Annotated in this window: 11 protein-coding genes; all 11 read left to right on the top strand. The window is 46.6% G+C overall.

Going from position 1 to position 18,813, the window contains the following annotated elements; translation table 11 throughout:
* Positions 1 to 55: 55 nt before the first annotated feature.
* The 11 genes from QFZ80_RS31835 (at position 56) to QFZ80_RS31785 (ending at position 18,547) form a co-directional block, all read left to right on the top strand.
* Complete coding sequence (locus tag QFZ80_RS31835) at positions 56 to 1,204, top strand: GntR family transcriptional regulator (protein WP_307562739.1); 1,149 nt, start codon at positions 56 to 58, stop codon at positions 1,202 to 1,204.
* A 581-nt stretch (positions 1,205 to 1,785) separates the two neighbouring features.
* Positions 1,786 to 3,177 carry an ABC transporter substrate-binding protein gene (locus QFZ80_RS31830; RefSeq protein ID WP_307562736.1) on the top strand — a complete coding sequence of 464 codons (1,392 nt, stop codon included), beginning with the start codon at positions 1,786 to 1,788 and terminating at the stop codon, positions 3,175 to 3,177.
* A 74-nt stretch (positions 3,178 to 3,251) separates the two neighbouring features.
* Entirely contained in the window at positions 3,252 to 6,203 is a 2,952-nt protein-coding gene (locus QFZ80_RS31825) for an extracellular solute-binding protein (protein ID WP_307562734.1), read from the top strand.
* Between the two features lie 66 nt (positions 6,204 to 6,269).
* Positions 6,270 to 7,193: a carbohydrate ABC transporter permease gene (locus QFZ80_RS31820; RefSeq protein ID WP_307555882.1), complete on the top strand. Its 924-nt coding sequence runs from the start codon at positions 6,270 to 6,272 to the stop codon at positions 7,191 to 7,193.
* Between the two features lie 5 nt (positions 7,194 to 7,198).
* Positions 7,199 to 8,071: a carbohydrate ABC transporter permease gene (locus QFZ80_RS31815; protein WP_307551527.1), complete on the top strand. Its 873-nt coding sequence runs from the start codon at positions 7,199 to 7,201 to the stop codon at positions 8,069 to 8,071.
* 15 nt (positions 8,072 to 8,086) lie between these two features.
* The gene (locus QFZ80_RS31810) at positions 8,087 to 10,150 is read left to right on the top strand and encodes a YIP1 family protein (protein WP_307562732.1); all 2,064 of its coding nucleotides are present in this window, start codon (positions 8,087 to 8,089) and stop codon (positions 10,148 to 10,150) included.
* A 75-nt stretch (positions 10,151 to 10,225) separates the two neighbouring features.
* Positions 10,226 to 12,811, top strand: a complete 2,586-nt coding sequence (locus tag QFZ80_RS31805) for a DUF5696 domain-containing protein (RefSeq protein ID WP_307562730.1) — start codon at positions 10,226 to 10,228, stop codon at positions 12,809 to 12,811.
* 1 nt (position 12,812) lies between these two features.
* Positions 12,813 to 13,703, top strand: a complete 891-nt coding sequence (locus QFZ80_RS31800) for a carbohydrate ABC transporter permease (protein WP_307562729.1) — start codon at positions 12,813 to 12,815, stop codon at positions 13,701 to 13,703.
* A 15-nt stretch (positions 13,704 to 13,718) separates the two neighbouring features.
* Complete coding sequence (locus QFZ80_RS31795; RefSeq protein ID WP_307551532.1) at positions 13,719 to 14,672, top strand: carbohydrate ABC transporter permease; 954 nt, start codon at positions 13,719 to 13,721, stop codon at positions 14,670 to 14,672.
* Between the two features lie 30 nt (positions 14,673 to 14,702).
* Positions 14,703 to 15,719, top strand: a complete 1,017-nt coding sequence (locus QFZ80_RS31790) for a family 20 glycosylhydrolase (protein ID WP_307562727.1) — start codon at positions 14,703 to 14,705, stop codon at positions 15,717 to 15,719.
* Between the two features lie 59 nt (positions 15,720 to 15,778).
* A complete protein-coding gene (locus tag QFZ80_RS31785) occupies positions 15,779 to 18,547 on the top strand; it encodes an alpha-mannosidase (protein ID WP_307562725.1) in 2,769 nt (922 codons plus the stop codon).
* The last annotated feature ends 266 nt before the right edge of the window (positions 18,548 to 18,813 follow it).

Here is an 18,813-nt window from a genome sequence, read left to right as displayed (position 1 = left end):
GGTATATATTTTTATATCAAATAGTCTACGAGATGCATGGACAACTGGAAGTGATGTGTTGGAATTGGATACTAAACCGCTTTATATGAAAATTTTGAGCGATTTGAAAGAAAAGATTAGATCAGGGGAGTATGTGCCTGAACAGCAGCTTCCGACCGAAGTAGAGCTTGCGATGCAGTACGGCGTCAGCCGGATTACTTCCAAACGCGCCTTGATCGAGTTGGAGCGGGAAGGCATGATCTACCGCAAACGTGGCAGCGGAAGCTACGTGAAATATCCGGAAGAGGCTGTTGATACGGGTATTCCAAACGCAACGAACCCCATCATCGCAATGATTTTGCCTTATATGGCTACAAGTGAGCTTGATTATATCAAAGGTGCCCATGATTACTTGGACTCCAAAGGTTATTATTTGAGCATACACAACAGCAACTGGAGAAAAGAAAAAGAAAAAGAGATACTTGCTAAGGTGCCGAAAAGCGGCCTGAGCGGTATCATCTTGTATCCAATTAGCACCATCAGCAACATCGATGTGATCAATGCACTCTATTGGAACGATTATCCGATTGTGACGATCGATCAATATTTCGATAGCTTGCCTATCAGCAGTGTCGTATCCGACAACTTTGAAGGTGGGTATCTGACGGCCAAAAGATTGATTGAACTCGGGCACGAACGGATCGCTTTTGTTTCCAGTGTCAGCATTGAATACCGCAGTTCTGTAAGAGACAGGTACCTAGGTTATTGTAAAGCGCTAAAAGACCATAAGATGTCAATCGATTCTGATCTCGTGCTAACGGATTTCTATCGTGAGCTGAGTGGGGCAAACGCGAAAGGATTTTACAAATCGTTGATTGCGAAATTGAGGCATATGAAGGTTACCGCTCTTCAGGTCGAGCATGACCATCTTGCTGTCGAACTGCTCAAAACAGCTTTGGATATGGGGATTGGCGTTCCCGAACAGCTATCCATAGCAGGCTTTGACGACCATGAAATAGCCAGGCATGTCGAAGTTCCATTATCTTCGGTCGGCCAAGACTATTACTCGATTGGGCGCCAAGCGGCGGAAATCATCATTCGGAGGATTGAGAACGCCGATACCGAACAATACAAAATTAAAACTCCGGTACGATGGGTTGAACGCGAATCCACTGGGCCACGCCCGAATCCATATACGACGGATCTGCCAGCCATACAACTATAAACAGCGAACCTTCCCAGGTATCATGCCTTCCTATGGGAAGGTTTTATATTTACACGGCATTTTGGGGAGTAAGGTGACGTAAGGCAAGTTGTACAGCGTACAACAATTTCCTTGATTTCTTCTGGTAAAGTATAGATGTTGTATTTCATGCAACAATCGCGTGGAAAACGCGGATTAGCTTACCTAAAGTTGAACAAAGACAACTTTTACATGCTCAAGTAAGCATTAGGTCACTTAGGCATAGCTTGCTTTGCATCAGATAAACAAGCTCAACCAAGGATCGCGCAAGCCGGTTGTACAACGGACGAATTGAGTATAACCAAATTTATTGGTTTTAACAAAAGATATATTAACTATTTACAAAGATAGGTCATTTCGCTATAATCTTATTAAAGAACGAGGTTAAAGATATATCTAATTGTGTCGATTCTCCTGATTAAGGAGGATTAAACATCCATTGTACTATTTTAGTTGGCATACATAACTCGGGTGTTCACAATGGGATTCAACTTGTTCTTGTAAAGAGATCGTTTTGTAAGCGTTTTAATTTTTTCAAATCCAAAGGATAGTGAGGGGTTCGAATGAAAGCGTTTAAATTACTTGCAATTCCAGTAGCTCTTACGATGGTCGCGGGTGTAGTTGGTTGTTCACAGGGTACGGACAACAAGACATCATCGCCGACACCACAGCCAACTGCACAAACAACAGCGGCGCCGCAAAGTGCGAAACCAGACGAAAAGAAAGTCGATTTGAATGGTCAAAGCATTAAAATTGGTGTCTGGTATGACGGAGCCGACCCGAGAACAGCGAAAGAGAAAGGCCCGGCAGAAGAAGCGCAAATCAAATTAATTGAAGCTGCTGAAAAGAAATACAACTGCAAAATCGAGTTTGTTAAATTCGGGGATTACAACAAATACGTGGAGAATTTCACGACTACTTCTCTCTCCGGACAGCCGTTTGCGGATATCGTGCGCATGGAATTATTTTGGGCGTTCCCGCAGCTTGCGAATAAAGGATTTGTCCAGCCGATCGATCAATGGATCAAAGTATCTGATCCTAAGTATATCGATTGGATGAAAGCAGGCGGCAGCTACAACAAACATCAATACGGGTTGATTGATTCCGCACCGTCCCCGTACGGTATCTTCTATAATAAAACGTTGGTACAGAAGCTTGGTTTGGAAGATCCGTATGAACTGCAACAAAAAGGCCAATGGAATTGGGAGAAATTCCGCGAGTTCTCCAAAAAAGCGACACAGGACACGAATGGTGACGGTAAAACCGATGTATGGGGCATCACTGGCGCTTATGGCAAAGTGAAAGCATTCGCGGAGCAATTAGTTTACACGAACAAAGGGGCTGTGGATAAAGATTCGAGCGGAGCCATCAAGTTCTCTTTGAACAGTGAAAATGCCATACAAGCGCTGCAATACGCATCTGATCTATTCAACGTAGACAAATCAATCGAACAGCCGATTCCAGAAGATGCCAGCAAAGAGTTTGTAGCGGGCAAAGGCGTCATGTACGCGGGCTTCAGCTGGGAACTCGGTGGTTTGAAGGACAACATGAAGGGCCAAGAACTCGGCTATGTGTTCTTCCCGAAAGGTCCGAAGGCCGACAAGTATGTGTCCTACACGCCATTTGGCAACATGTGGATGGTATCTAAGTACTCGAAGAATGCGGAAGTTGCTTTGCATATTATGGACGAAATCAGCTTGAATGAAGAAGGCAGAAAGCTTTCCGAGCAATCTTGGCAGCAGTCCTACCCGAACAAAGAGTCCATGGATACACGTAAGCAAATGGATAAAAGCATTAATTACATTTCTTACTATGGGATTCCGGACGGAGAAAAATTGTTCGAAGGTATTGTGAAGGACATCACAGAAGGTAAAGTTTCTCCGGCAACGGCGGTAGACAAAGTGAAACCTCAATTCGAAGCGAAGATCAGTAAACTGCTCGAGGAAAGCAAATAAACAGTTATGATGCCATGCCCCTAATTCCATGCTAGCAGGGATTAGGGGCAAAGTTAAGAAAAGGGGGAAAACCCATGCGCCGAGCATTCGCCAAAGTGTTCCTCATATTCGTTTTGTTTTTTGCAACCGGGTTCGCAACGTATCAGTGGCTCGGCGGCGGTTCCCGCCAAATCGTTACAGCGGAAGAGAGTCCAATAAGCGGTACAGCGTTATCGGCATTGGCAGATACATATAAAAAAGGCAGCTATGCGGAATATTTGGCCAAGTACAAACAATCGGTGCGCCCAAGCGCTGAAACCGTCATTCCCACCGAACAATTCAGTTCGACCCAAGGCATGAGCGTTTCTGTTCTAGACAATTATCAAGGGGAAAACGGGAAGTCCATTCTGACTTCGGATGTGGGGTCCATTGAATGGCAATTTACAGTCGAGCAAGAGGGATTGTACAACATTGGCATCCATTACTACACAGTAAGCGGGAAAGATTCGGATATAGAAAGAGAATTGCGAATTGACGGTTCGGTACCATTTACCGAGGCGAAAAGCATGACGTTCCAACGAATATGGAAGAACGATAAAAATGAGTTCGAGCGTGACGAGCAGGGCAACGATTTGGTTCCATCGCAAGTGGAAGAACCGATGTGGCAGGCATCGTTATTAAAGGATGCGACCGGATTTAATGAAGATCCTTATTTGTTTTATTTTTCAAAAGGCAAGCACTCCATCATGTTTACTTCAGTAAGAGAACCGCTCATTATTCATTCACTTAGACTTACAAACTCGGCAACAACGCCTTCGTATGATACGTTGGCGAGCACGTATACGCAAAAAGGTTACCAGCTTGCGAAAGATGTGATGCTGCAAGTTCAAGGCGAACACGCCTTATATAAATCTTCTCCAACACTATTGCCTTATAATGATCGTTCCAGTCCTGCGGTAGAGCCGTATCACGTATCTAAATTGCGGAACAATGCAATGGGCGGGTGGGCTTGGAGGCTTCCTGGCCAATGGATCGAATGGGAACTGGATGTACCGGACGACGGATTGTATCAAATAGCGGTGAAAAATCATCAAAACTATTTGCGCGGGATGGCTTCGCTTCGAACGATGTACATCGACGGCAAAATGCCCTTTCAGGAGCTTCAGCATGTCGGCTTTCCGTTCAATAGCGAATGGCAGACGACGGTGATCGGCCAAGATGCTGAGCATCCGTACTTGTTTTATTTCACGAAGGGTAAACACAAAGTCCGGCTCGAAGTGACATTGGGGGATTTGGCCCCGATTCTGAATGCGGTGGAAACGAGCATTTTGGACTTAAATGCGCTGTATCGTAAAATTATTAGCTTTACGGGGACGGTGCCCGATTCGTTTCGGGATTATCAGCTCGAGCAAAGAATTCCCGAGATGGCTGGGGAGTTTCGCAAACAAAGCGACTTGCTCCAAAAAATTACGAAGTTGATTCAAGGACAGAATGGAAAGAACGATGAGCGTACCGCGATATTGAATACGCTGGCTTACCAGCTCAGTGATATGGCAGACAGACCGGATACGGTGCCATCTCGGATTGATCAGTTCAAAACCAATGTAGGGGGACTCGGGGCGTGGCTGCTTTCGGTGAATGAACAACCGCTCGCCATCGATTATCTGACGCTAAGCTCGCCGCAAGCCAAGCTGCCGAATCCGGAAGCGACTGCGTGGCAGAAATTCAAAAGCAGCTCAGCAGCTTTCTTTGCTTCCTTCTTTGAGAATTACGATCAGTTATCGCACACAAAAGAGGGAGCTGATTCAGTTTCGGTATGGGTGACCTCAGCACGTGACCAAGCGCAGACCATCAAGAAATTGATTGACGAAACCTTTACGCCAAAGACAGGAATAAAAATCAATTTGAAGTTGGTATCAGCAGACATTTTGCTGCCTTCTACGGTAGCAGGTAAAGGGCCGGATGTAGCGCTGCAAGCTCCCAACGATTTGCCTGTCAATTATGCAACCCGCAATGCGATGCAGGATCTATCGGTGTTTCCAGATTTCAACAGCGTGAAATCACGCTTTAACGAGAGTGCGATGGTTCCGTATGAGTTTTCAGGAAGCTATTACGCGCTGCCGGAAACGCAAACCTTCCCAGTTCTCTTCTATAGGAAAGACATTTTGGAAGATGAGCTAAAGATGAAGCCTCCGCAAACGTGGGAAGACGTGTATGATATGCTGCCTCCCCTACAGAAGCATAACTTGCAGTTCGGGCTGCCGCAAAAACCGTTGAACACATTTGGGAATGATTTGGAAACGACCAATATCATCACGCTTCCGCCGAACCCAGCTTTAGCCATGTTTTTATACCAGCATGATGGACAGTTTTATACTAATGACGGAGCCACCAGCGGTCTTGATTCGGAAACGGCGATCAAGGAGTTCAAGCAGTGGACCGATTTTTACGTGAATTATAAAATTCCGATCGCAGCGGATTTCGCCAACCGTTTCCGTACAGGGGAAATGCCTATTGGCATCGCAGACTATACGATGTACAACAAGCTGTCAGTTTTTGCCCCAGAGATTAAAGGATTGTGGGAATTTGCACCTGTTCCTGGAACAAAAAAGCCGGATGGCTCCCTTCGTCGCGATGTCGGCAGTGGGGGATCGGGCGTTGTCATGTTCAAACGTACGAAAAATAAAGATGCCGCATGGAAGTTTATGGAATGGTGGACCAGCAAAGAGACGCAAATTGCGTTTGGACGTCAAATGGAAATTCGCATGGGATCTTCGGCTAGGTATCCGACGGCCAACATGGAAGCTTTAGCTGCGCTGCCTTGGCCTTCTAGAGATTTCGACAGATTGAAGGAGCAGATGAAGTGGGTAAAAGGGATACCCGAGGTTCCGGGCGGTTATTTGACGGGACGCAACATTGATAATGCCTTTCGTAGAGTCGTCGTACAAGGCGACGATCCACGCGAAACGATGGATTATTACGTCCGTTATATCAACGACGAAATTGCTTTAAAACGGAAAGAGTTTAATCTTCCCTACGAGAAATGAGGGGGCGCCATGAAACAACAGCCTGCAGTGAACCCTAGCATGCCACGTGATACTGGAACATCCGCAATGAAAACCAACTCGGCGTTCCAAGGTAAATTCGGCCGATTGGGTAGTGATGTCAAAAAACATAAGCATGCCTATATGTTAATAGCGCCATACTTTCTTATTTTCCTTACATTTACGGTATTTCCTGTATTAATGTCCGTCTGTTTAAGTTTCACGAGCTACAATATGCTTGAACCGCCCAAATGGGTTGGCTGGCAAAATTTCGCCAGATTGTTCGTACAGGATGACATCTTTTTGATCGCACTCAAAAATACGCTCCTATTTGCATTAATTACGGGGCCGATCAGCTATATGGCTTGTTTCCTGTTCGCTTGGCTGATCAATGAGCTGCGGCCTAAGCTGCGCGCTGTGCTCACGCTAATCCTATATGCGCCTTCGATTTCGGGTAATACGTACCTGATCTGGCAAACCCTGTTTGCGAGTGATTCTTACGGGTATGCCAATTCATTCTTGATCAAATGGGGGATGATCCTGGAGCCGATCCAGTGGTTGCAGGATCCGAGGTTCGTTCTCGCGATTCTAATCCTCGTACAGCTGTGGCTCAGTTTGGGAACATCCTTTCTAGCCTTTATCGCTGGTCTGCAAAATGTAGATCGTACGCTGTATGAAGCCGGTGCCATCGATGGCGTACGTAATCGTTGGCAGGAGCTATGGTTTATCACACTGCCGGCCATGCGGCCACAGCTGCTGTTCGGCGCGGTTATTCAAATCACGCTCGCTTTCTCCGTGGCTGAAATTTCTATTTACATGATTGGCTTCCCGAGTGTAGATTACGCAGCACATACGATTGTGACCCACTTAGTCGACTATGGTTCGATCCGTTTCGAGATGGGGTACGCCTCCGCGATCGCGACTGTTTTGTTTACCATCATGTTTGTAACAAACCTCTTGACGCGTAAGCTGCTAGGAAAAGTGGGTGAATGACCGGAATGAAGCTGACATTAAAGATGCCAAAGCGTTTGAACCGTTCTTGGGCGGTTGATATTTTACTTTTCCTGCTGCTTGGCGGCATAGCCTTCTTTATGGCACTGCCGCTGGTTTTTACCATTAGCAATGCGTTTAAACCAATCGATGAAATATTCGTGTTTCCACCAAAGCTATTAGTGCGAAATCCTACATTCAAAAATTTTACCGATTTGGTGAACATTTTTTCCGATTCATGGGTGCCGTTCTCTCGCTATGTGTTCAATACGTTCTTTATTGCCATCGTAGGCACTGTGGGTCATGTCATCATCGCATCCGCTGCTGCTTATCCGCTGGCCAAAATCAAGTTCCCAGGCAGGAACATCCTGTTCAATATGGTCGTTATGTCGCTTATGTTTACGGCTTATGTGACACAGGTGCCCAATTACATGACCATTTCTTGGCTTCATCTAATTAATACCTATTGGGCGATCATCTTGCCGTCCTTCGGTATGACACTCGGATTATATCTGATGAAACAGTTTATGGAGCAAGTTCCAGACTCTCTTCTGGAAGCAGCGAAAATCGATGGGGCCAGCGAATATCGGATTTTTTGGCAGATCGTTATGCCAATCGTTAAGCCTGCGTGGCTGACGCTGGTCATTTTTTCGCTGCAAAATTTGTGGACGAATGGTTCCGTGACGAGCCATAAATATATTTACAGCGAGCAGTTGAAGACCGTTGATTATGTGTTCGGGCAAATAGCTAGCGGTGGATTGGTGCGAACGGGACCAGTGTCAGCCGTTACCCTGCTAATGATGGCCGTGCCGATTACCGTGTTTATTGTGACGCAAAGCAACATCATCCAAACCATGTCCACTTCTGGTCTGAAAGAGTAAACAGGGGGGAGCCACTTGAAAAGAATACTTATCATGATGTTCGCCGTTGTGCTTTTCATCGGTATGGCCGCTCCTGTGATTGCCGCACCTAACAACGATACGTACAATTATAATTTTTGGGGACAGAGCGTCCCGGCTCCGAGTCCTTATGAGCTGGAGCGGGTCATGTATGGAACAGACATGAAAACGGGCAATCTGTTGTCACCCCAGGATCTATTCATCGGCAGTGATCGTCGAATCTACATTGCGGATACCGGAAATGATCGAATCGTCGTATTGAATGATCAGTTTCGGGAAGTTCAGGTGATTTCCTGGTTCGAAAATAACGGAAGCAAAGAAACGTTCAACAAGCCGGAAGGCGTGTTCTACAACGGAACCGACGGTCATCTTCTTATCGCGGATACGCAAAACAAAAGGCTGGTGGAATTGAACGGTCAGGGAGCGTTGGTGCGTGTAATGGGGGAGCCGAAGTCTTCCCTGCTGCGCGAAGGATTTCAATACATGCCAACTAAGTTAGTTGTCGACAAGGCACAGCGGATCTATGTCATTAGTCGCGGATCCTACGAAGGAATTATGGAATTTGATACCGATGGCGAATTCAATGGGTTTATCGGCACGAATCGCGTGAAGTTCAATCCCGTAGATTTGTTTTGGAAACGGATCTCAACTAAAGCGCAGCGCGAGCAAATGCAGCTGTTCATTCCGCTTGAATTTAATAACTTGGACATGGATGAAGACGGTTTTATTTATACGACCACCTCAGAGGAAAAATCGGATCGCCCGATCAAACGGTTGAACCCGTCTGGTGTGGATATTTTAAGGGATAAAGGGTATTTCCCGCCTAAAGGGGATATCCAAACGCTGGAAGTCGGTAGCGCGCCTGGAAGCTCCATTTTCATCGATATTACTAAGGATGAAGGCGGCATGTACAGCGCAATGGATTTGAAAAGGGGCCGTATTTTCACTTATGACAAAGACGGCAATCTGCTGTACGAATTCGGCGGACTTGGCAGCGAACAGGGGAAATTCCGTACGCCTTCGGCGATTGCGATGCTCGGGGACAAGGTGCTGGTGCTCGATAAAGACAATAACCGTTTGTCTGTCTTCCAGCCTACACGTTACGGAAGCCTGATACGTGAAGCAGTTAAATCGCTCTATAACGGGATAACGGATGCATCTACCGCTTCATGGCAGCAAGTGCTTCAAATGAATGGCAACTTTGAGGTAGCCTACATCGGGATCGGTAAATCGTTATTGAAAAATGGCGATAACCGCGGGGCGATGAGCTATTTCAAATTAGGAAATAACCGTGACTATTATTCAGAAGCTTTCAAACGGTACCGGAAAGAAGTTGTGTTCGCACATTTTGGCACCATCGTATTCGGCTTTGCGCTTGTCTTCGGTCTTGGTTATACAGCTGTGAAGCTTGCTGGCAGAAGAATGCGTGGAAAGCATTATACGGAAATCGGTGTGTTGAAAAATCCTTTTTATACGATGCTGCATCCGTTCAACGGATTTTGGGAGATGAAGTACGAACAAAAAGGCAGGTTAAAGGTTGTGGTCATCTGCTTACTCCTCCTCGTGGTCTTCACCATTTTGAAACGACAGTACAGCGGGTTTGTTGTCAATATGAACAATCCACTCGAGCTGAACAGTCTCAATGAGCTGAAATTCATCGTTCTTCCGTTTCTGCTCTGGTGTATGGCGAATTGGTCATTGACTACTTTAATGGATGGGGAAGGCAAGTTTAAAGAAATCGTCATGGCAACAGGCTATGCGCTGATGCCGCTCATCCTGATCTATCTGCCGCAGACGCTTTACAGCAATGTGATTACTGGAAGTGAAAGCACGTTTTATTATTTGCTCGATGCGATTGCATACATCTGGTTCATCTGGCTGCTGTTTGTAGGCACCATGACGGTTCATCAATATTCAGCTTCCAAGACGGTGGTCACGATGATTCTGACGCTTGTTGTTATTGGTATCATCATCTTCCTCGGCGTATTGTTCTTCAGCATGCTGCAGCAAATGATCAATTTTATCACTTCCATTTACCGCGAACTCTCATTCAGATTTTAGCGGAACACGATAAATTAGCTAAGATTATGCTTACGAAGAAAGTTTTCCATTGGAAAACTCTAAGGAGGGATGAAGGTGTCCAGCAAGATGAAAATATCCCTTGGCATCCTGAGCGCCGGTTTGGTGGCCTGCAGTCTGACCGTGATCTACTCGCAGGATCAATCTATAAGTATGGCGGAAGCTCAATCCCAGGTCAAATCAGTCCTTTCAAATAATTCCGTAACTGCCGCAAGCGCGGAGGTTCGTGCTGCAAGTGGAGCGGTTGCAGTATCATCTAACACAGCGGAGGAGCAGAGGGCTCTTGAAGCCATGGAGCTAATAACCCAGAACGAATTTCTGATGCTCTACGTCAAACGCGAGACGGCCGAGGTTGCTGTCAAGGACAAAAGAGATGGCTATATTTGGTTCTCTAATCCAGTGGATCGAGAGAAAGATCCCAAGGCTTCTCCTTTGTATAAATCAGAACTATCGTCCCAACTGTTAGTTACCTATTACAACGAAAAAGGGCAGCTTAATACGTTCAACAGCTACGACGATAGCGTAAAAAAGAAACAATTTAAAATCAGCGGCGTGGATAAAGGCATCAAAATCGTATACCAGCTGGGAAATATTCCAAAAGATTACGGCAATATTCCTAAGGTAATCGGTAAACAGCGGTTTGAGGAGCGTATTCTGGGGAAGCTGCCGGACAAGGACACCCGTGAAGATGTCGCTTTCAAATTCCGATTGGACGAACAGAAGCAAGTATATGAAGTTCGAAAGCTGCAGGATTTTGTGGCGGAGGAACTGTCCCAAAAACTAGAGGCAATTGGTTACACAAACGAAGAAGCCGCTAAGGACAATAAGGACAATGGGGCGGGAAGCAGTGCCCAAGAGGAAGGTCCAAGGTTTACGGTTCCGCTGGAGATCACCTTGGATGGAGAGCATCTTGTTGTCAAGACAGCTGGCGAGGAGCTTCAGTATACAAATGCTTATCCGATTGCCATGCTGCAGCTGCTCAAATATTTCGGGGCTGCCGATGATAAAAAAGACGGTTACATGTTCGTCCCTGACGGGTCTGGCGCCTTGATTCATCTGAATAACAACAAAAAGAACGCGGAGGCATACAACCTTCCGGTTTACGGTTCCGATGGCACTTACGACGTCAAAGAAAAGATTCAAACGAATGAGACCACGAGACTGCCAGTCTTTGGCATAAAGCAGAATGATCACGCTATGCTTGGCATGATTGAAGGCGGAGACGCGATGGCCAATATCACGGCAGACATCTCCGGCAGAAACGATTCTTATAACACGGTTGGCGGGAAGTTTAAAGTCATGGACATGGACTTCTATACGTTAACGTCAGGAACCAAAACGAGCTCCGTACCGATGTTCGGGCAGAAGCCTTTTCAAGGGGATTATCAGATTCGATATGACTTTTTGTCAGGACCTTCATCCGACTATACGGCTATGGCAGGCAAATATAGAGAGTATTTGGTGAATAAATACGGTCTGAAAAAGCTGGAGCCAGCTAAGGCAAGTCCTTTCCTGCTTGAGGTGGAGGGGGCGTTCCAGAAACAAGCGTCTTTTGTCGGTGTTCCGTATCAATCAACGGAAGCGCTGACCACCTTTGCTGAAACGCAGTCAATGTTAACAGCTCTGAAAGAAAAAGGAGTCAAGGATATCGGGCTCCGCTATGTCGGTTGGTTTAATGACGGGATTCGGCATACGTCTCCATTGAACGTTGACGTAGTCGGTGAGTTAGGCGGTAAGAAGGGATTCCGCAAGCTGATCGATTATATGTCAAAGGAAAACATCCATCTATTCCCCGATGTAGCTTTTCTTGAGAAATATAAAGGAGCTTCAGACGCAGCTTCCTTTTTAGACAGACAGAAGGCCAAAATTTACAAGTATGACCCCGTGATGTATGTCAAAGATACAACGAAATTTTCACATTACTTATTATCGCCGTCTGCGCTGGCCAAAACAGTGGATGGATTTGCCTCCGACTACGCGAAGTTTGGCCTTACAGGCTTGTCTCTTAGGGATTTAGGGAATGAAGTGAACTCAGACTTTAACCCGGATCATCCTATTAACCGGCAGGAAGCATTACACATTGCCGTTGACGGAACCGGCAAGCTGAAGCAGCGGGCCAATAACTTAATGGTGAATGGCGGTAATGCCTACAGCCTGCCGTACGCCAATATCATTGTGAATGCTCCGACCAAGAGCAGTCGCTTGAATCTGACCGACGAAGACGTACCCTTTTATCAAATCGCACTTCATGGTTTTTATGATCTCGCTGGAGAGCCGTTTAATATGCAGAGCGTAACCAATTCACGCGTTTCCCTGCTGAAAGCGCTGGAGACTGGATCGAATATTTATTACCAGTGGTACTACAGCGATTCGTCAGCGGTTAAGGATTCGGATTATAACGAACTATATGCGCTGCATTACGGGGATTGGCTGGATCAAGCGGCCAGTTTCTACAAAGAGGCTGGCACTGTGCTGAATGAGGTTCGGTCATATGTGATTACCGATCATCGCAAATTGGCAGAGGGTGTGGTTCAAACGACCTTCGAGAATGGGAAGAAGATTGTTATCAATTATAACGCTACTACGGTACAGGTGAATAATAAACAGCTAGAGGCCATGAGCTACTGGGTAGGAGGTGAGTGATTTGCGGAAAAAAAGATTATCGTTGGAACAGACGAAAGCGTGGTACGGCGTATTGTTCGTATCTCCCCTCATCCTGGGGATGGTCATGCTTTTTCTGCTGCCGCTCATTCAGTCGTTCCGGTTCAGCTTAAGTACCATACAAATGGTAGAGGGCGGCTTTGCCGTACTGCCTACTGGATTTAGCAACTACGTCAGCTTATTTGCCTCCAATCCGGATTACCCCCGGTTATTGGTGGAAGGTGTCGTTAACATGGTTGTGAATGTGCCGATCATCATTATTTTCAGCTTGTTCGCAGCGGTGCTATTGAATCAAAAATTTAAAGGGCGCGCCCTTGCGCGCGCGATCTTCTTTTTGCCGGTCATTCTGGCGTCGAGCGCCCTCGCTAATCTAGATATCAGCAGCTTTGTGGGAGGTTCGGCTCTGAGTGGAAGCGGAGACGGTTCTAATATGCTGCAAAGCTTTGAACTCAAAAAAATGCTGCTGGATTCGGGCATGGCTCCTATCGTAGTCAATTACATCACGAGTGCTGTAGATCGGATTTATGAAATTATCAGCTCTTCTGGTGTGCAAATTTTGATTTTCTTGGCAGGGCTTCAATCGATCTCCCCTTCCTTGTACGAGGCATCCAAAATCGAAGGGGCAACGGGATACGAGATTTTTTGGAAAGTGACGTTTCCGATGATGTCCCCGCTCATATTAACGAACCTGGTCTATTCCATTATTGATTCCTTCAGCAGAAATAAAATCAATACGCTCATTTCGCAAACGGCGTTCAAAACCTTCGATTTCGGTTTAAGTGCGGCAATGTCTTGGGTGTACTTCGTTGTTGTGGCTATCATCCTTGTCATCTCCACTGCGCTTGTCTCAAGAAAAGTATTTTATTACGACTGATGGAGGGATAGGACTATGAAATCGCAGGCTGTACGTATGGACGGATGGATTAGCAGGCGCAATCCGCTGGAAAAGGCGAAAAATTGGACATGGCAGATCATACGCGCCATCTTGGTGATCGGCTTTTGTTATATTATTTTGTTTCCCATATTTTTAAGACTATCGGTTGCTTTTCGTGACAGAGTCGACATTTATGATCCAACTGTGCTGTGGATTCCCCGGCATTTTACACTCGAAAATTTGGAGATTGCCATCTCAGCAACAAACTATTTGTCAGCTTTATGGAACACGTTCCTTATCTCGTCTACGACAACGTTGATTCAGGTTTGTTCTTGCGCGTTGGCGGGATACGCTTTTGCGAGGTTGAAATTTAAAGGCAGCGGACTGTTGTTTGGTCTGGTCATTTTCACCATCGTCGTGCCGCCTCAAACGATCATGATTCCGCTCTATTTAACATACCGGTATTTTGATCTTTTCGGATTAGTTGGCCTATTTTCAGGGAAGAGCAGTATCAATCTGATCGACACGTTCTGGCCGTTCCTTATCTCGTCTGGCACAGCGATGGGGCTGAAAAACGGGCTTTACATTTATATTTTCCGTCAATTTTTCCGGGGTATTCCCAAAGAAATCGAAGAAGCCGCCCTCGCGGACGGAGCGGGAATTTTCAAAACCTTTTACAGGATTATGCTGCCTAACGCCATACCTGCTGTAGTCACTGTCGTTTTATTCTCGTTTGTATGGCAGTGGAACGATAGCTATTATGTATCCCTGTTTTTGAGTAAAGTGAAGGTGCTTTCGACACAGCTGACGGATATGGGGCCAGCTCTAGGCAAAGAGCCGGATCCGGTATACCAGTCTATGCTGCTCAACACAGGCGTACTGCTGATGATGGGACCTTTGATTGCGTTGTATTTGTTTGTTCAGCGTTATTTCGTGGAAAGCGTAGAGCGTACCGGTTTAGTAGGGTAATAAAGATAAAGACAGGGTGGAGGAGAAACAGTGAACAAAGATGGATGGCAGCTGAAAGGATTCCATATGCGCTTCGGATCGCATGAGGATGTCGGTAATCTAAAGCGAGTGATTGAGGAAGCGTTGGCGCCTATGGGTGTGAATGTTTTGATATTGGAATGCAACACTTCGTTTCAGTTCCAATCTCATCCGGAAGTATCGGGCGGCAGCTTGACGAAGGAAGATGCGAGGAAACTGTCCAGCTTATGTAAGCGGTACGGCATCCAGTTAATCCCTTTGTTTGATTGTTTGGGGCACCAAGGCTGGGGAGGAGCGAGGAATTCGTTCCTGCGGGCGTATCCGGAGTTCGACGAAACCCCGCATGTGCCGACGGATGCTAAGTGGCCTGAATTTTACTGCCCGAGCTGGTGTCCTACCCATCCGGACATTAATCCGATTGTGTTTGATCTAATGGATGAGCTGATCGATGCTTTTGAAGCGGATGCGCTGCACGTTGGCATGGACGAAGTGTTCGCCATCGCGGATGATGGGTGCCCTCGATGTCGTGGGAAAAATAAGGCGAAACTGTTTGCAAAAGCAACTACCGATTATTACGAGCATTTGGTCCGTAATCGTAAGGTGCAGATGCTCATGTGGGCTGATCGGTTGATTGACGCCAAAGGCATGGGGTATACAGAGTGGGATGGCGACATTTACGGCATTTGGCCGGCTGTGGATCTTATTCCGAAGGATATTATATTGTGCGATTGGCACTACGATAAATTGGATGCTTATCCATCTGTCGGGCATTTGCTCGACAAAGGATTTGAAGTGTGGCCCAGCTGCTGGAAAACACCAGAAGCGGCCCTTGATCTGCTCGAGCAGTCTATCCGCCAAGCGGAAGAGCGAGGGGCGATTGACCGCATGCCCGGCATGTTGGTGACCGGCTGGAATGCCAACGGCGCCAAGCTGGTGACAGCGCTGCTGGGAGATGGGGACTTAGGCGAAGATACGGACGATATTAAGGGCATTGCAGATACGCTGAAAACGGTCATGGAGGCGCTCTGACTACGGACAGAGCATCTTGAAGCAAAGAGTTGACATTACATAGAAATGGAGACAACGCCATGACACAGTCCAAAACCGTACATATCATTTCGCATACACATTGGGACAGGGAATGGTATTTGCCCTATGAAAAGCATCACGTATTGCTGATCAAGTTAATGGATACGCTGATTCAGACCCTCAGCCAGGATGACGGATACCGCAGCTTTCATCTGGACGGTCAAACGATCATCTTAGAGGATTATTTGCAGATACGGCCGGAAATGAAGGAGACGTTAGAGCAATTGATTCGCGGAGGGCGCATCCACATCGGCCCGTGGTATATACTGCAGGATGAATTTCTAACGAGCAGCGAAGCGAATGTGCGTAATCTGCTAATTGGGCACCGTGATGCTAAAGCTTATGGCGTCATTTCGAAGTTGGGTTATTTCCCGGATTCCTTCGGCAACATGGGGCAGGCGCCGCAGCTGCTGCGGCAAGCAGACATTGAGAACGCCGTGTTCGGACGCGGTGTGAAGCCGACGGGATTTAACAATGAAGTATCGGAATCTCAGGCATATGAATCACCGTACTCTGAGATGTTTTGGGAAGCGCCTGACGGCTCCAAGGTGCTGGGCATTTTATTTGCCAATTGGTACAGCAACGGGAATGAGATTCCTGTGAATCCAGAAGCGGCATCCAAGTATTGGGATCAAAAGCTAGCAGAAGTATCCCAATATGCTTCTACGCCGCATTGGTTGTTCATGAACGGCTGTGATCATCAGCCTGTGCAGACCGATCTCACGGATGCAATCGGAACAGCTGAGAAGCTGTATCCGGACATCCGATTCATCCACGCCAATTTTAAAGATTATTTAAGTGAAGTGAACCGGACGATCCCGAGTGACCTATCCGTCATCCGCGGAGAGCTGAGAAGCCAGCATACAGATGGCTGGTCTACGCTCGTAAATACGGCATCTTCCCGCGTTTATATCAAACAAAAAAATCAAGAAGGCCAGACACTCTTGGAAAAAGTGGCGGAGCCTTTGGCTGCCTTTGCTTACCAAGCAGGATGCCCATATCCCCATCATCTGTTTACCTATGCCTGGAAAACATTGATGCAGAACCATCCGCATGACAGTATTTGCGGGTGCAGTGTTGATGAAGTGCATGCCGAAATGATGACGCGTTTTGAGAAAAGCAAGCATGTAGCCGAATCTATCGTTCAGGATAGCCTGACTTGGTTGGCGGAACGAGTGGATACATCTGCGTTTTCCGGTTACGGCAAAGAGGCGGCGCCTTTTCTGGTAACGAATACGACAGGGTGGGAACGCAGTGGCACCGTAACTGTACAGCTGGAATTAAACAGGATCTATTTCCGTGATGGCAGGGATTTCCGGGATATGAGACAGGACTTGAAGCATAAGAACTTGGACGATTATGTGTTGGTTGATGTGGATGGGAAACCTATTCCTTTTGGATTAAAGGATATGGGAATTCACTTTGGGTACGATTTACCTGACGACAAGTTCAGGCAGCCTTATTTCGCGCGTGCCGTCCATGTGACCTTCGAAGCAGCTAATGTGCCTGCTTTGGGGTACAAAACGTATGCATTGACCCGTGATGCCTCATTAAAGCTTCTGCTTTCGCCGACTTCGTTAATCGTTGGTACACACGCGATGGAAAACGAATATTTGAGTGTCCAAGTCGCTGATGACGGCTCGTTTACGGTAACGGAGAAGCTTGAAGGAACGGTCTACAAAGGCTTGGGCGTTTATGAAAATACGGGAGATATCGGCAATGAGTATATGTACCGCCAAGCTTGCGGAGACACGGCTGTGACTACACGAGGTATACCGGCATCCATTCGTATTCAGGAAGATACGCCTTACCGAGCTAGCATAGAGATCGTTCACGAGTTAGAAATACCGGCATCTGCAGAGGAATTGCTGGAAATGGAAAGGAAGGAACTGGTCTGGTTTACTGGGCGCAAGTCGGCGCGATCTGATGCAAAGATTGTTTTGAAAATCACGACCGTGGTATCCTTGGATAAAAACGGAAAGCGCGTTGATATTGCGTCAACCTATAACAATCATGCCAAAGATCACCGTTTGCGAATGCTGTTTCCTACTGGATTGGAAGCAGAAACCCATTATGCTGATTCCATCTTTGAAGTGCCGGAGCGGAGCAATACAACGACAGCCGAATGGAAAAATCCGAGCAACTGCCAACACCAGCAAGCATTCGTAACCATTGCAGGTGCGCGGCAGGGGCTTACTATCGCCAACCGCGGTTTGAACGAATATGAGATCGTTCGAGAAGATAGCGGCCAAACCATCGCGGTCACACTGCTTCGAGCTGTAGGGGAATTAGGCGACTGGGGGTACTTCCCAACGCCAGAAGCACAGTGTATCGGCGAGCATACTGTGCACCTATCTGTTATCCCTTATGCGGTACCTATCGAAACGATGGAAGAAGATCCGCTAGTTCATGGCTCCGGTGCTATACAGGCTGCCCATCAATATCAAGTTCCTTGGTCTGTAAAGCAAACTGAGGTTCATCACGGAGAACTGCCACCGACATACGCTTTTGGGGGCTGGGAAGGTCAAGCTATGGTCTTCTCCACAATGAAAGTTTCCGAGGAGACAGGAGATTTGATTGCGCGTTGGTATAACATCTCTGCACAGGAGAGAGTTCTGAAGATGGACCTCCCTGAGAAGTTCCATAATGCGTATAAAAGCGATATTCTGGAACGGCGTTTGGATCGTCTGCAGCAGGAGGGATCGGGGCGATTGTCCGTATCCGTTCGTCCAGCAGAAATCGTTACGATTAGTTTTGAACGACTATGAAAATTGTAGAAAAAAGACTGTTTCAGAAGCGGATGACGAGTCCGTACATGAAATAGTCTTTTTTATATGAAAATTTTTTGGGTTAGGAGGTAAGGGGGATGCTTATTTACTATATTTTCCTGGTGTTTTGTGTTCAGGTTTTTGAGAGAATTGGAGAATTAGAACTAAGGATGGCGTAAGCTGTCTTTTTTTTATCTGGACACATACCCAATGAATTTATAGATTTTCCTATAATTTTTTAAGGGTTTTTTGGATCAAAACTTTTA

This window comes from Paenibacillus sp. V4I7, assembly GCF_030817275.1.
GTDB lineage: Bacteria > Bacillota > Bacilli > Paenibacillales > NBRC-103111 > Paenibacillus_E.
The sequence above is the reverse complement of the archived record's forward strand: the minus strand, read 5'-3'. Positions and strand labels throughout refer to the sequence as shown.